Origin of the sequence: Mesorhizobium sp. WSM4312, from assembly GCF_002294875.1 — a bacterium.
In the GTDB taxonomy this organism is placed as follows: domain Bacteria; phylum Pseudomonadota; class Alphaproteobacteria; order Rhizobiales; family Rhizobiaceae; genus Mesorhizobium.
Genome location: NZ_NSFU01000014.1, coordinates 24,215 through 38,570, shown reverse-complemented (window position 1 = coordinate 38,570; position 14,356 = coordinate 24,215). Strand labels below are relative to the sequence as shown.

At 64.9% G+C, this 14,356-nt stretch carries 13 protein-coding genes; 2 read left to right on the top strand and 11 right to left on the bottom strand.

Features of this window, described 5'->3' with window-relative positions; all coding sequences use genetic code 11:
* Positions 1 to 36: 36 nt before the first annotated feature.
* The 7 genes from CK228_RS23370 to CK228_RS23340 all read right to left on the bottom strand — a co-directional run bounded on the left by CK228_RS23370 (position 37) and on the right by CK228_RS23340 (position 7,853).
* Positions 37 to 975, bottom strand: coding sequence for an alpha/beta hydrolase (locus tag CK228_RS23370; protein WP_095771513.1), 939 nt, complete (start codon positions 973 to 975; stop codon positions 37 to 39).
* A gap of 112 nt (positions 976 to 1,087) precedes the next feature.
* Positions 1,088 to 1,870 carry a carnitinyl-CoA dehydratase gene (locus CK228_RS23365; RefSeq protein ID WP_095771512.1) on the bottom strand — a complete coding sequence of 261 codons (783 nt, stop codon included), beginning with the start codon at positions 1,868 to 1,870 and terminating at the stop codon, positions 1,088 to 1,090.
* Entirely contained in the window at positions 1,863 to 3,941 is a 2,079-nt protein-coding gene (locus CK228_RS23360) for an acetate--CoA ligase family protein (protein WP_095789394.1), read from the bottom strand. The genes CK228_RS23365 and CK228_RS23360 overlap by 8 nt, the downstream gene beginning before the upstream one ends.
* A gap of 83 nt (positions 3,942 to 4,024) precedes the next feature.
* Complete coding sequence (locus CK228_RS23355; RefSeq protein WP_095771511.1) at positions 4,025 to 5,188, bottom strand: acyl-CoA dehydrogenase; 1,164 nt, start codon at positions 5,186 to 5,188, stop codon at positions 4,025 to 4,027.
* A 4-nt stretch (positions 5,189 to 5,192) separates the two neighbouring features.
* A complete protein-coding gene (locus CK228_RS23350) occupies positions 5,193 to 6,287 on the bottom strand; it encodes a carnitine 3-dehydrogenase (RefSeq protein WP_027061900.1) in 1,095 nt (364 codons plus the stop codon).
* The gene (locus CK228_RS23345; RefSeq protein WP_095771509.1) at positions 6,284 to 6,916 is read right to left on the bottom strand and encodes an HD domain-containing protein; all 633 of its coding nucleotides are present in this window, start codon (positions 6,914 to 6,916) and stop codon (positions 6,284 to 6,286) included. The genes CK228_RS23350 and CK228_RS23345 overlap by 4 nt, the downstream gene beginning before the upstream one ends.
* Positions 6,917 to 6,929: 13 nt before the next feature.
* The gene (locus CK228_RS23340; protein ID WP_095771917.1) at positions 6,930 to 7,853 is read right to left on the bottom strand and encodes a 3-keto-5-aminohexanoate cleavage protein; all 924 of its coding nucleotides are present in this window, start codon (positions 7,851 to 7,853) and stop codon (positions 6,930 to 6,932) included.
* 136 nt (positions 7,854 to 7,989) lie between these two features.
* Between CK228_RS23340 and CK228_RS23335 the strand changes: the two genes are divergently transcribed.
* Positions 7,990 to 8,970 (top strand): GlxA family transcriptional regulator, encoded by a 981-nt coding sequence (locus CK228_RS23335; protein WP_095771508.1) that lies wholly within the window; start codon positions 7,990 to 7,992, stop codon positions 8,968 to 8,970.
* Positions 8,971 to 8,985: 15 nt separating this feature from the next.
* Here the strand turns inward: CK228_RS23335 and CK228_RS23330 are convergent, their stop codons facing one another.
* Positions 8,986 to 9,189: a hypothetical protein gene (locus CK228_RS23330; RefSeq protein WP_095771507.1), complete on the bottom strand. Its 204-nt coding sequence runs from the start codon at positions 9,187 to 9,189 to the stop codon at positions 8,986 to 8,988.
* A 420-nt stretch (positions 9,190 to 9,609) separates the two neighbouring features.
* Positions 9,610 to 10,935, bottom strand: coding sequence for a xylose isomerase (gene xylA / locus CK228_RS23325; protein WP_038651459.1), 1,326 nt, complete (start codon positions 10,933 to 10,935; stop codon positions 9,610 to 9,612).
* Positions 10,936 to 11,048: 113 nt separating this feature from the next.
* On the opposite strand from xylA, the gene CK228_RS23320 reads away from it, so the two are divergent.
* Complete coding sequence (locus CK228_RS23320) at positions 11,049 to 11,411, top strand: nuclear transport factor 2 family protein (RefSeq protein ID WP_095789393.1); 363 nt, start codon at positions 11,049 to 11,051, stop codon at positions 11,409 to 11,411.
* 32 nt (positions 11,412 to 11,443) lie between these two features.
* On the opposite strand, the gene xylB is transcribed toward CK228_RS23320, so the two are convergent.
* Positions 11,444 to 12,898 carry a xylulokinase gene (xylB, locus tag CK228_RS23315; RefSeq protein ID WP_095789392.1) on the bottom strand — a complete coding sequence of 485 codons (1,455 nt, stop codon included), beginning with the start codon at positions 12,896 to 12,898 and terminating at the stop codon, positions 11,444 to 11,446.
* Between the two features lie 82 nt (positions 12,899 to 12,980).
* Positions 12,981 to 14,303: a tetratricopeptide repeat protein gene (locus tag CK228_RS23310; protein ID WP_095771504.1), complete on the bottom strand. Its 1,323-nt coding sequence runs from the start codon at positions 14,301 to 14,303 to the stop codon at positions 12,981 to 12,983.
* Between the last annotated feature and the right edge of the window lie 53 nt (positions 14,304 to 14,356).

Below are 14,356 nucleotides of genomic sequence, written 5' to 3'. Positions count from 1 at the left end.
GACGTCACCGGGGCCCGTCGTGAGACGGGAAACCGCTCACCAGTGCCAAGCGCCCCGTCCAAGAGCGGCCACCGCGTCGACAATCCGCGTGAAACTTTCGCGGGCGCGACCGACCGTGTGGCGGGCCCTGAGATAGCCGTGCACCAGACCCGGTTCCTCGAACCAGGTGGCTCGCCCGCCCGACTCGATGATGCGGTCACGATAGGCCTCGCCGTCCGAAGACAGCGGGTCACACTGTGCGGTGATCAGCACGGTCGGCGGCAGTTTGGCGAAGTCGGTATCGGCAAGCGGCGCCAGCGTCGCATCGCCGCCGCGATCCTGCCCGCCGGTGCGGATGTGCTTGTAGAATTCGAGATCGCGCATGGTCAGCATCGGCGCTTCGGCATGCGTAACATAGGAGCCCTTCGAGCGGTCGCCGCCAAGGCCGGGATAGATCAGCAACTGGCCCGCCGGCCGTTTCGCATGGCCGCGCGTGGCGTGGCCGACGGCGGCGCAGAGATTGCCGCCGGCGCTGTCGCCGCAAAGCAGGATGGGTCGGTCGCGCGTGGAAGCGGCCCATGCAAAGGCGCTCATCGCGTCGTCAAAGGCGGCCGGATGCAGATGCTCCGGTGCCAGCCGGTAATCGACGGAGACAATTTCGTAGGTGGTGCGGGCGCAGAGCTCGGCGCAAACGTCGTCATGGCTGTCCAGCCCGCCAAGAATGAAGCCGCCGCCGTGGATGTAGAGCACAGTCGCCGCCGGTTGCGGGGCGCTTCGGTAGATGCGGATCGGGATGTCGTGCGCGGGCGTAGCAATGGCCGAGGTTTCGACCGTCACACCCTGGGGATAGCCGGCAAAGAACTCCCGGCACATGCGGTCATATATCTCGCGCTGCTGCGCGATCGTGTAGTCGATCGTATCGGGCGGATAATACGAATTGGTCCGCTCGATGAAGGCCCAGGTCTCGGCGTCGATGAGTTTTGTGTAGTCGGTCATGGAGCTCCTTTACCTCCCCCTTGATGCGGGAGAGCGCCGCGGAGCGGCGGGCGGCGCGCTTCACCCCACCCCGGACCCTCGGTCCGACCCTCTCCATCAAGGGAAGGGTAAATCACTTCCCCTTCCACACCGGATCGCGCTTTTCGGCGAAGGCGCGGAACCCTTCCATATTGTCTTCCGACCCATAGAGCGCGTCGACCGTTGCCAACTGCCGGCGCGTCACCTTGTTCATGGCGTCCTGGAAGGTCAGGGCTTCGGCCACCCGCGCGGTCTCCTTGATCGCCGCAAACACCAGTGGCGGGCCGCTGGCGAGCAGGCGCGCGATCTCCCAGACGCGGTCCTCGAGCTTTTCCTTGGGCAGCACTTCGTTGACCAGGCCCCAGCGATGCGCTTCCGCGACATCCATCCAACGGCCGGTGAACAGAAGGTCCATGGCGACATGATAGGGAATGCGCTTCGGCAGCTTGATCGTCGCCGCGTCGGCCAACGTGCCGGCGCGGATTTCGGGCAGCGCGAAGGAGGAGTGGTCGGAGGCGTAGATGAGATCGCAGGACAGCGCGAGTTCGAAGCCGCCACCCACCGCCATACCGTTGACGCAAGCGATGACCGGCTTGTTCAAGTCACGCAATTCCTGCAGGCCGGCGAAGCCGCCGACGCCATAGTCGCCGTCGACCGCGTCGCCGCCGGCGGCCGCCTTCAGGTCCCAGCCGGCGCAGAAGAACTTGTCGCCGGATGTCTTGACGATGGCGACGCGCAATTCCGGATCGTCGCGGAACGCCTTGAAGGTTTGCCCCATCAGCCGCGAGGTTTTCAGGTCGATGGCGTTGGCCTTGGGCCGGTCGAGGGTGACCTCGAGGATCGAGCCTTCGCGGCGGGTGGAAATGACGTCAGACATTCTTGTTCTCTCCCAGCACCAGCAGCGCGTCTGCGATCCAGGCGCCCTTGCCTTCGACGCAGACGATCAACGGGTTGATGTCGAGTTCCTCGATCTCGCCGGCATTCTTCTGCACGAAGTCGGCAATGCCCGCGATGGCGTCGATGGCGGCCGCGACGTCGGCCTTCGGCCGGCCGCGATAGCCTTCGAGCAGCGGGAACAGCTTCAGGCCGCGCAAAGCCGCCTCGATGTCGTCGCGGGTCGCCGGCAACATCAAGGTGACGCTGTCGCGCAGCAGTTCGACCAGCACGCCGCCAGTGCCCAGCGTCATGACAGCGCCGAACATCGGATCCCTGGTGAAGCCGACGATCAGTTCGGCGACGCCGTCGCGCACCATGCGCTCGACATAGAGGCCGGTGCCGAGCGGCAGCAGATCATGCGCCGCCGTGCTGACGGATTCGGCGTCCTTGAGGTTGAGCCTGACGGCGCCGACCTCGGATTTATGGGTGACGCCCAGCGCCTTCAGGGCGACGGGAAAGCCGAGCGCCATCGAGGAAATCACCGCCTCGACCGCATTGCCGGCGCGCTCGCCCTTGGGCACGGGAAGCCCGGCCTTGATCAGCCGCGCCTTGGCTTCGGCTTCGTCGGGCGTGACATGCGCGCCGCCGGCGGCGCCAGCAGCGGAGGTGTCGACCGGCTGCGCCTGCGGTTCGGCCCATGCCCAGCCGATGAAGGCCGCTGCGCCTGCGGCATCCATGGCCTCGGAAATGCCGAACAGCGGCACCATGCCGCGCGCCATCAGCTCCGCGGTGTATTCCTCCGGCAGGTTCTCCGGCAGCGAGGAGACGATCGCGCCATGCGCCTTGTTGGTCTTCAGCGCCGATTCGAAGGCGCGCAGCGTCGCCCACCAGTCGGTGACCGAGCAACGGTCCGGGCGCGGAAAGTCGAGCACCAGCATGTTCAAGTCAAAGCCGCCCGACACCATGGCGGTGAAGGTGGCGGTCATCGCCGGCTCATTGTTCCAGATGAAGGTGTGGTAGTCGAGCGGGTTGGCGACCGCGACCAGCGGCCCGAGCGTCGACTTGACATGGGCGCGGTGTTTTTCCGTCAAAACCGGGAAATTGACCCAGCGGCCTTCGGCGCTGTCGGCCATGACAGAAGCCTCGCCGCCAGAACAGCTCATCGACGACAGGCGATAGCCCGGGAGCGGACCAGTGATGTGCAGCAGCTTCAGCGCCTCGATGAAGGCCGGAATGGAATCGACGCGCGCAATGCCGAGCCGCCTCAGGAAAGCGCCGGACGCCGCGTCCGAGCCGGCCAGCGACGCGGTGTGCGAGACGGTGGCCTGCCGCGCCTGTTCGGAGCGACCGACCTTCATGGCGATGATCGGCTTCTTCAGCTCGCGTGCCCGCGCAGCCAACCGTTCGAAGCCGGCTACCGAATCGAAGGCCTCGATATGCAGGCCGAGCGATGTCACCCGCTCATCCTCGATCAGGCCGAGCGCCATTTCGGAGAGGCCGGTCTGCGCCTGGTTGCCGGCGGTCATCAGGAAGGCGATCGGCAGGCCGCGCTTCTGCATCGTCATGTTGATGGCGATGTTGGAGGATTGGGTGATGATGGCGACGCCCTTGCCGCCGTCCTCCAGCCGGATGCCGCCATGCTGGTCGGGCCACAAAAGCGCGCCGTCGGCATAGTTGATGAGGCCGTAGCAATTCGGCCCGATGATCGGCATCTCGCCGGCGGCCACGACCAATTCGGCCTGCAGCCGCTCGCCGTCATCGTCATAGGCTTCGGTTTCGAGGAAGCCGGCGGCAAAGCAGACGGCGCCGCCGGCGCCGCGTTCGGCCAGCGCCTTGACGACCTCGATGGTCAGATGCCGGTTGACGCCGACAAAGGCGGCATCCGGCGCGTCGGGCAGATCGGCGACCGACCGATAGGCCTTGCGTCCGGCAACCTCGTCCTTGGTCGGGTGCACCGGCCAGATCTCGCCGGCAAAACCCATCTTGATCGATTGTGCGACGACGGCGGCGGCCTGCACGCCACCGAAGACGGCGATCGATTTCGGGCGCAGGAGACGTTCGAGTTTATGCATGGTCTTCTTTTCGTTTGAGCATCTCAAGACAAACGATCTCGTTTGCCCGACAAAACCGAATCTCGGCTTTGGGCGATCATGCTCTAAGCACCGAACGGACGCAGCAGCGCCCGCGAAATAATATGTCGCTGAATCTCCGACGTGCCCTCCCAGATGCGTTCGACGCGGGCGTCGCGCCAGATGCGTTCCAGCGGCAGGTCGTCCATCAGCCCCATGCCGCCATGGATCTGGATGGCCTCGTCGGCAACGTATGCCAGCATTTCGGTGGCCTTCAGCTTGGCCATGGCCATGTCCTGGTCGGTGACGGTGCCCTGATCGTACTTCCAGCCGGCTTCGAAGACCATGAGGTCGGCGGCCTTCAACTCGGTCGCCATGTCGGCGAGCTTGAACGACACGCCCTGGAACTTGCCGATCTGCTGGCCGAATTGCTGGCGCTGCGCGGCATATTCCACCGCATGGCCAAGCGCCCGCTCGGCGCGTCCGAGGCAGGTGGCGCCGACCTGCAGGCGGGTGGCGCCAAGCCAGGAATTGGCGACGTCGAAGCCCTTGTGCACTTCGCCGAGAACCTGGCTGGCCGGCAGCCGGCAATCGTCGAATTCGAGGATGGCGTTGGTGTAGCCGCGATGCGAGACGTTGCGGTAGCCATCGCGCACCGTGAAACCCTTGGTGCCCTTGTCGACGAAGAAGGCGGTGATCTTCTTGCGCTTGCCACGCGGCGAATCCTCTTCGCCGGACGCCATGAAGACGATGGCGAAATCAGCGAGATCGGCGTGGCTGATGAAATGCTTGGTGCCGTTGAGCACCCAGTCGTCGCCGTCCTGCACGGCTGACGCCTTCATGCCGCGCAGGTCGGAGCCGGCACCCGGCTCGGTCATCGCCAGGCAGTCCCATTTCTCGCCGCGGATGCAAGGAAACAGATATTTTTCGCGCTGCTCGGGCGTGCCGGCCAGGAGGATGTTGGAAGGCCGCGCCACGCAGGTCCAGTGCAGCGCGTAATTGGCGCGGCCGAGTTCCTTTTCGTAGAGCAGCCAGGTCACCGTATCGAGCCCCGCGCCGCCGACATCGGCCGGCATGTTGGCGGCATAGAGCCCGGCCGCGATCGCCTTGGCCTTGAGTTCCTCGATCAGCTCGCGGCGCAGCACACCGGTGCGCTCGACCTCTCGCTCATGCGGGTAAAGCTCATTCTCGACAAAGGCGCGCGTCGTCTCGACGATCAGTTTTTGTTCCTCCGAAAGACCGAAATCCATCGTATCAGCCCTTCTTCTTTTTCTTCGGCTTTTCCGCCTTCTTCACCGGCTTGGAGGCCTTGGCTTTTTCGGCGGCCTTGGAAGCAGCCGGCTTCTTTGCCGCCAGCTTGGCCAACTGCTTGGTGTAATCCTTGTGCAAGGCGCCGGCGCCCCAGCCCTTGCCCTTGTTCTGCTTCGACAACGCATCCATGATCGCGACCAGATTGTCGTCGCGGATCTTTTCCAGTTCGCGGATCGACAGGCCATGCGCCTGGTCGTCCGACTGGGTGGCGATCAGGTCGACCAGTTCGTCGTTGAATTCCGGCACGTCCATCAGCTTGGTCCACGGCCATTTCAGGCATGGCCCGAACTGCGCCATGAAGTGGCGCATGCCGGCCTCGCCGCCGGCGACGCGATAGACCTGGAACATCCCCATCTGCGCCCAGCGCAGGCCGAAGCCGTAGCGCATGATGTCGTCGAGTTCCTCGACCGTGCAGATGCCGTCCTTGATCAGCCACAGCGCCTCGCGCCAGGCGGCCTCCAGCAGGCGGTCGCCGACGAAGGCCTCGATCTCCTTGCGGATGACGACAGGCTTCATGCCGATCGAGGCATAGATCTCCTTGGCGACCTCGATCGCCTCGGGGAAGGTCTGCTCGCCGCCGACGATTTCGACCAGCGGCAGGAGATAGACAGGGTTGAACGGATGGCCGACGACCAGCCGCTCCGGGTGCTTCTTCATCGCCACCTGCATGTCGGTCGGCTTGATGCCGGAGGTCGAGGAGCCGACAATGGCGTTGGCCGGCGCATGGGCGTCGATCTCGGCCAGCACCTTGTGTTTGAGGTCGAGCCGCTCCGGCACGCTTTCCTGGATGAAATCGGCGTCCGCGACCGCCTCGGCGATGGTCTTGGCGAAGGTGAGCTTGCCCTCTTTCGGCAAGCCGCCGGGCACCATCTGCTTGTAGGCGCGGCGCGCGCCCTTCATCACTTCCGAGACCTTGCGCGAGGCTTCCGGATCGGGATCGAAGATCGACACGTCGATGCCGTTGAGCAGCAGCCGCGCCACCCAGCCGGCGCCGATGACACCGCCGCCAATGGCGGCCGCCTTGTTGATGATGCTCATGCGCAAGCTCCGGTTCTTGTCCTGGCTGTTTCGGGATCAATGAGAGGCACGCGCTCGCCGGCGCGGATCACGGATGCGTCGTAGGCCTTGCGGGCGAAAACCTCGAGCACGAAGGGCCGGAAGAAGTCGATCGGCAGCGTCTCATAATCGGGATCGAAGCTCGACTGGTCCCAGCGCTCGCAGAACTGGTCGCAATCGTCGAAATAGGCGTGGCCGGCAAAGCGGTCGCGGGCATGGCGGTTGCCGCCGAGATGATGGGCGTAATAGAGCCGCTGGAAGTCGCCGTGTTTCTCGACGACCCAGGTGCATTGCTCGCGCACGAAGGGCTTCAGGATCGAAGCGGCGTATTCGTCGTGATTGTACGGCGCGTAGATGTCACCAATGTCATGCAGCAGCGCACAGGCGATCCAGTCGATGTCGGCGCCGTCGCGCCAGGCGCGCGTCGCCGCCTGCAACGAATGGCCGAGCCGGGTGATCTTGTAGCCGGACAGACCCTCGTCGAGCTGGACCAGCGCGTCGAGCAGCCGCTCGCCGGTCCTGGCGGCATAGTCGGTCTCATGGGCGGTCAGGAACTCGTAGTCTTGCCTGTCGCCATCCTTCATCGCGGTGAATTTGACGGTAGTAGCCATCGCCAGCCCCCACCTATGCCGCGGCCGCGATCGGCGCCCGCTTGGTCAGGTTGAGCTTCTTGCGCACTTCCTCCGGCCCCAGGATCCGGGCGCCGAGATTGGTGACGATGCTGGCGGCACGCTCGACGAGCTGCGCATTGGTGGCGAGCACGCCCTTGTCGAGCCAGAGATTGTCCTCAAGACCGACGCGGACATTGCCGCCGGCGATCACGGCCGCCGCGGCATAGGCCATCTGGTTGCGGCCGATGGAAAAGGCTGACCAGTTCCAGGTCGACGGCACGTTGTTGACCATTGCCATGAAGGTGTTGAGGTCATCGGGCGCGCCCCACGGCACGCCCATGCAGAGCTGCACCAGCGCGTCGGGGTTGAGCACCTTTTCCTCGACCAGCTGCTTGGCGAACCAGAGGTGGCCGGTGTCGAAAGCCTCGATCTCGGGCTTGACGCCGAGGGCCGTCATCATGCCGCCCATGGCGCGCAGCATGCCGGGCGTGTTGGTCATGACATAGTCGGCTTCGGCGAAGTTCATGGTGCCGCAGTCAAGCGTGCAGATTTCCGGCAGGCACTGGCGCACATGTTCCATGCGGTTGGTGGCGCCGCCCATGTCGGTGCCTTTTTCGTTGAGCGGCAGCGGCGCTTCCGGCGACCCGAACACCATGTCGCCGCCCATGCCGGCGGTGAGGTTCAGCACGACGTCGACGTTGGCGTCGCGGATACGCTCGGTCACTTCGCGGTAGAGATGCACATCGCGGCGCGGCTTGCCGGTCTCGGGGTCGCGGACATGGCAATGGACGATGGCCGCGCCGGCCTTGGCGGCGTCGATGGCCGAATCGGCGATCTGCTTGGGCGAACGCGGCACATGCGGAGAGCGATCCTGCGAGCCGCCGGATCCGGTCACGGCACAGGTAATGAAGACCTCACGGTTCATCGCGAGCGGCATGGAATTCTCCTCCCAATTCGAACAGCCATGCATGTCGCCCAAAAATGGGAACCGGCTTTGGGACAACGACATGCACAGGGACCCGCATAACATTGCGCGACTTGCAGGCGGCTGCTTTGCGCTTTACGAAGGCTGAATGACAAAAAACGAAAAAGCGACAATCTTTCGCGCCGAGCAGTCGCCGCTCAAGGTGACGCTGCTGGTGTTTTCCGGGGCATCCATCATGTGCGTGGCGTGCGCCGTCGATCCGCTGCGGGCCGCCAACCGCATCGCCGGCGAAACCCTGTTCGACTTCAAGCTGGTTTCGGTAACCGGGGAGGCGCCGGTCACAACATGCGGCCTGCCCGTGGCGGTCAGCGGCCGATTCGATGCCACGGAACCGACCGATGTCCTGGTCGTGGTCGCGGGCTTCGGTACGCAGAACTATGCGACGTCGGCCTTGCTCGCCGGGCTGCGCCGCGCGGCGCGGTCGGCCCGCGCCTGCGGCGGCGTCGAGGCGGGCACTTGGCTGGTGGCGCGCGCCGGCCTGCTGGAAGGGCGCAGCGCCACCACCCATTGGGAGGACATGGAGGATTTTTCGTCCGCATTTCCGGGCGTCGACGTGCGCCCCGACCGATACATCATCGATGGGCCCGTCTTCACCACGGGCGGCGCGTCGCCGACCCTGGACCTGATGCTGCACCTGATCCGCACCCGGCTCGGCATGGCCGTGGCGCTCGATGTGGCAAGCGCGTTCATTTACGACCAGGCGCGCGTGGCGACCGATGCGCAGCCGCTGGTCTCGCTCGGCCGGCTCGATGGCTACGATCCGCGCCTGGCGCAGGCCATCCGGCTGATGGAAGCGCATGTCGACCAGCCGCTGACCATAGAAGCCATCGCCAAGCGCGCCGGCGTGACGGCACGGACCCTGGAAAGCATCTTTCGCAAGTCGATCGGCGAGACGCCGGGCGCCTATTATCTGAGGCTGCGGCTGGGGGCCGCGCGCCGGCTGGTGGTCGACACGCGCGTGGCCATGGCGGATATTGCCGGGCGGACCGGATTCTCGTCCGCCGCGGCATTTTCCAGAGCGTTTTCAAGAGCGTTTGGCGAAGCCCCGGTGAGGTTGCGCCGGGGCTAAGTCAGTTCAGGGGAATCAGGCGGCGTTCTGGCGATCGCTGCCGGCGTCGATCTGCGAGCGCATCTGTCGCACCAGCCGGATTTCAAAGCGGTTGCTGACGGCGCGATCCCATTGGTTTTTCACGTCGTCGGTCGGCCGCGGCAGCGCCATCAGCCCGTCGATGATCGATCCGGTCTCACCGGATGAGAGCAGGGCGTCGATTTCGCGTTCGTGCTGCATATCGGTTCGCCTCCTTCCTTTTCACCCGCCACAGGTCCCTTTTATACGAGATACGTGACGGCAGTTTGAAGGCAAGAGCGAGGTCATTGAGGGGCGGCGCGGGCAAAACTTTTGGTATTGCGCTACATTGACTTCGGACATTCCGGCGCAGGCCCGCGGGCGGACAATGCCTCGAGAAGACGCAATGACACGCATTCCGGCACTGGCGGAATTCCCCGACGCGGCGCAGTGCTACAAGGCCGGCGCAACCCTCAGCGCCGTTTTCCGGCGACAGGCTCGTCCCCACGCGTCCACGCCCGGCGCCGATCGCCGGCGAGGTGGTCAACGCCTCGCCGAGCTCTATCATGCTCGTGTGGCTCCACCCCGCGCGGAATGCAATTTTCAGCTCTGCGGCGCCCGAATCGGGCACCGCAAGACACCTTACACGTAGCGGTTGACGATGTTTTCCAGCAATTCCTGACGGCCGGAGCGCGGCTGCGGTTCGATCTTCTTCTTGACCACGCGCTCGGCGATGTCCTCCAGCGTGCGCTTGCCCGACAGCATTGCCTTGCCCTCTGCCGTGTTCCAGCCGGCATAGCGCTCGGCCAGCGGCGCCGACAGCGCCTTGTCCTCGACCATGCGGGCCGCGGCCTTGAGGCCGCGCGCACAAGAATCCATGCCGCCGATATGGCCGATCAGCAGGTCCTGCGGGTCGAGCGACTGACGGCGCAGCTTGGCGTCGAAATTGGTGCCGCCGGTCTTGAAGCCACCAGCCTGCAGGACCTGGTAGTAGGCCAGCGCCATTTCCGGCACGTTGTTGGGGAACTGGTCGGTGTCCCAGCCCGACTGGTAGTCGTTGCGGTTCATGTCGATCGAACCGAAGACGCCGAGGGCATTGGCGAGCGCCAGTTCGTGCTCGAAGGAGTGGCCGGCGAGGATGGCGTGGCCCTGCTCGATGTTGAGCTTGACCTCCTTCTCCAGGCCGAAGCGCTTGAGGAAGCCGTAAACGGTTGCGACGTCATAGTCGTACTGATGCTTTGTCGGCTCCTGCGGCTTCGGCTCGATCAGGATGGTGCCCTTGAAGCCGATCTTGTGCTTGTAGTCGACGACGAGGCTGAGGAAGCGGCCGGCCTGTTCCTGCTCGCGGGCAAGGTCGGTGTTGAGCAGCGTCTCATAGCCTTCGCGCCCGCCCCACAGCACATAGTTCTCACCCTTCAGCCGCTTGGTGACGTCGATGCAGCTTTTCACCGTCGCCGCCGCATAGGCAAAGACATCCGGATCGGGATTGGTGGCGGCGCCCGACATGAAGCGGCGATGCGAAAAAAGGTTCGCCGTGCCCCAGAGCAGCTTGACCCCGGTCTGCTTCATCTTGCCGGCGAAATAGTCAGCGATCTCGTCGAGGCGGGCGGCACTTTCTGAAAAGTCCTTGCCCTCGGGCCGGACATCGGCGTCGTGGAAGCAGAAATAGGGCGCGCCGAGCAGCGAGAACATCTCGAAGGCGACATCGGCCTTGAGCTTCGCCAATTCCATCGTGTCGATGCCGCCCGCCTTGGGGAACCAGGGGCGGTCGAAGGTCTGGCCGCCGAACGGGTCGCCACCCGGCCAGGCAAAGGAGTGCCAGTAGGCGACGGCGAAGCGCAGATGGTCTTCCAGCCGCTTGCCGGCCACCACCTCGTCAGGATTGTAGAAGCGGTAGGCCAGCGGATTGGTCGAATCCGGCCCCTCATATTTGATCTTCTGGATGTCGCCGAAAAATCCGCTGCTCATGATTTCCGTCCTCTCTCGAATAGTTCGCCCTGATTACCTCAGGCGTAATTGGTTTCGGTCCCAGGCTGGTCGAAAAGGCTGATGTCAAAGCCATCAAACAAAGGAGACAGACCATGACCGACCTCAACAAGATCGCCGAGGGCTACATCACCGCCTGGAACGAAAGCGATGCCGGCCGCCGCGCCGAATTGCTGAACGCCACCTTCACCGAAGACGTCAGCTATCGCGATCCGGTCATGCAGGGCGACGGCCATGACGGTGTCGCGGCGCTCATCGACGGCGTGCAGCAACGCTTTGCCGGCTTCCGCTTCTCGCTGAAGGGCACGCCGGACGGCTTCGCCGACAAGATCCGCTTCTCCTGGAACCTCGGGCCTGAAGGCGTTCCTTCGGTGATCGAAGGCACCGACATCGGCGTCATCGAAAACGGCCGCCTGAAGAGCATCACCGGTTTTCTGGACAAAGTGCCGGCGCAGTGAGGCCGGAAGTCGCGGCGTGGGCGAGAAATCGTTCACGCCGTGGCACTCCTGATTGCCGGATAGAGCGCCCGGTAGCGATGATAGGCGTCCGCATAGGCGCCGCCGAGCTTGGCATCCGGTTCGATCGTGGCATCCGTCCTTGGGGCGGAGCAGACGGCCAGCGGAGCGGCACCCGTCGCCGCGATCAGACCGAGCCTGGCGGCACCGAAGGCGGCGCCGAAATCGCCGTCGGCGGGAATGTCCACCGGCACCTGCAGCGCGGTGGCGATCGATTTCAGCCAGTAGCGCGAGCGTGAGCCGCCGCCGATCGCCGTCACCCGCGTCAATGTGGTGCCGGCCGTCTTCAGGGCTTCGAGACTATCGCGGAAGGCGAAGGCGACGCCCTCGAGCACCGCTTGCGTCAGCACTGCGCGGCTCGATTCATGCGCCAGCCCGGTGAAGGAACCGCGGATGGCGGAATCATTATGCGGCGTGCGCTCGCCAGAGAGGTAGGGCAGGAAGGATACACCGGTCGGCGCCTTCAGCGCGTCGCCGAGTTCGGCGGTCAGTTCACCCGCGCCCTTTCCAGTGATCTCCGACAGCCAGTTGAGCGAATCGGTCGCCGACAGGATCACGCCCATCTGGTGCCAAGTGTTGGGCAGCGCATGGCAGAAAGTGTGGACAGCACTTGCCGGGTTGGGCAGATAGGACGCGTTGGCGGCAAACAGCACGCCCGACGTACCGAGAGAGACAAAGGCATGGCCAGCGCCGACCGTGCCCATGCCGCAGGCCGAGGCTGCATTGTCGCCGGCGCCACCGGCAATCGGGATGCCGGCCTCGACGCCCCATTTCGATGCCAATTCAGCGCGCAAACCGCCAGCCTTCTCGGTGCCTTCGACCAGCGACGGCATCTGCTTCTCGTCGAGCGACGTTGCCGCCAGCAATTCGGGCGACCAGCGGCGCTCCCCGACATCAAGCCAGGACGTGCCGGCGGAGTCGGACATTTCGGAAATGTGCTCGCCGGTCAGCCAAAGCCGCAGGAAATCCTTCGGCAGCAGCACCTGCGCCACTTTGGCGAAGACGGCGGGTTCGTTGTTCTTAACCCAGGCGAGCTTGGGCGCGGTGAAGCCGGGGAAAACGATGTTGCCGGTGAGCTTGCGGAAGCGCGGATCGGCGTCGAGCGCCGCCGCCTCGACATGGCTGCGCGTGTCGTTCCACAGGATGCAGGGGCGCAGCACTTTGTCAGCTGAATCGAGCAAGGTCGCGCCGTGCATCTGACCGGACAGGCCGATGCCTTTCACCGCCGCGAATTGCCTGGGATGGGAGGCCTTGAGTTCGGCGATCGCATCTTCGCAGGCGCGTATCCAGTGGGACGGATCCTGTTCGGACCAGCCGGGATGCGGCCGCGAGACGTCAAGCGAGCCATGGCCGGAACCGACGACGGTCTGTCCGGCATCGATCAGCAGCGCCTTGACGCCCGACGTGCCCAGGTCGAGGCCGAGATACATGTCATCCTCCCATGCCAATTATTTTTTTCGGATCTCGAAAAAATCTGGCTGAGCCAGTTTTTAAGGCAAGATCGGCTTGCGGTCAATTCTCTGACAAATCGGCCGCGCGTCGCGCAAGCAGCACGGAGAGTGGGCTATCCGGCCGCGCCATCGAACGCTCGGCCGTGAGCGCCCCGGCGAGCGCGCGGTCACCGGCCCGCAAGGCCGCTTCGATCAGCGTCAGGTCGATGACGTCGCGCTGTGCGTGGCTGCCGCCGAAGCGGTTGGCGATCGTCCGGATCGGCCGGATCAGGTGCACGGCCTCTGTGTAGTTGCCCTCGCCGAACGCCTTGATTGCCAGCGTCAGCGGATGGCCGACATCGCGCGTGAAAGCGGCGTTGTCGCCATTGCCGCGCATGGCCTCGCGCTGGGCATCGAGCAAGGTCCGCGCCGGGGTGTCGAGCCCGGCGCCAACGAAGGCCATCATCGCATGCGCATCGTTGAAGGCATAATCGCCGGCGCCGGCCTTGGGCCAATTGGCGGCGAGCGCCGTCCAGCGGTCACCGACATCGATGCCGCCGAGATGCAGCCGCCACAAGATTGCCGACGCATCGACCATGTTCAGCGCCATCGCCGATGGCGCGCCATAGATCGGTCCGTCATAGAGCGCCAGCACCTGGTCGATCTCGCCGAGATCGTAATGGAACAGCGCCAGGTGCCACCAATTATGCACCTGCAGGAAGCTCTCCTTTGTCCAGGCTTCGGGATTGGCGCGCATCCAGGCGATCCCGTCCCTTTGCCGGCTTTGCATTTCCATGACATGCGCGACCGCATGCTGCGCCCAGCCGTCGCGCGGCTCGATCTCGACCGCCGCGCGACCGAGCTGTTCGGCCCTGGCATAGTCGCCCATTTCCTCCAGCCCGAAGGCCTGCATTCCGAGAATAGCGTGGTAGCCCGGCATGCCGCCCTGCCATGACGGCAAGGCACGGGCGATGCGGTCACGCAGCATGCGGGCATTGCCGGTGAAGAAGTCGATCTGGTGCCCGACCTGCAGCGCCAGCGCGTCGAGGGGGGTCTCGATGGCGATATCCTCGAGGATCCTGGCGGCGTCATGCCAGCGCCCGTTGGCGAGGTGGCCAAGGGCCAAGACATGCGCCTCTTCGCGCGTCGTCGCGGCAAGCGGCAGCGCCGCCTCGTGGCAAGCCCTGGCCACCGCCGTCGCGTCGCGCTCGGTGGCGAGGCCGAAGAGATAGCCCTTGAAAACATGCGCCATGACGAAACCGGGATCCTCCGATATGGCACGGTCGACGGAGGCGACGGGATCGCCGATGAAGCACAGCAATTCACGCACGGCCTGGCCGTAGGGCGTGAATCCCGCTTCGGTGGCGCCCGAAAATGTCAGGCCGAATGCGTCCCTGATTGCCATGCAACATCCTCTGATCGACCTGGGACAAGCCCCAGACCCTTCGGGCCAAGGCG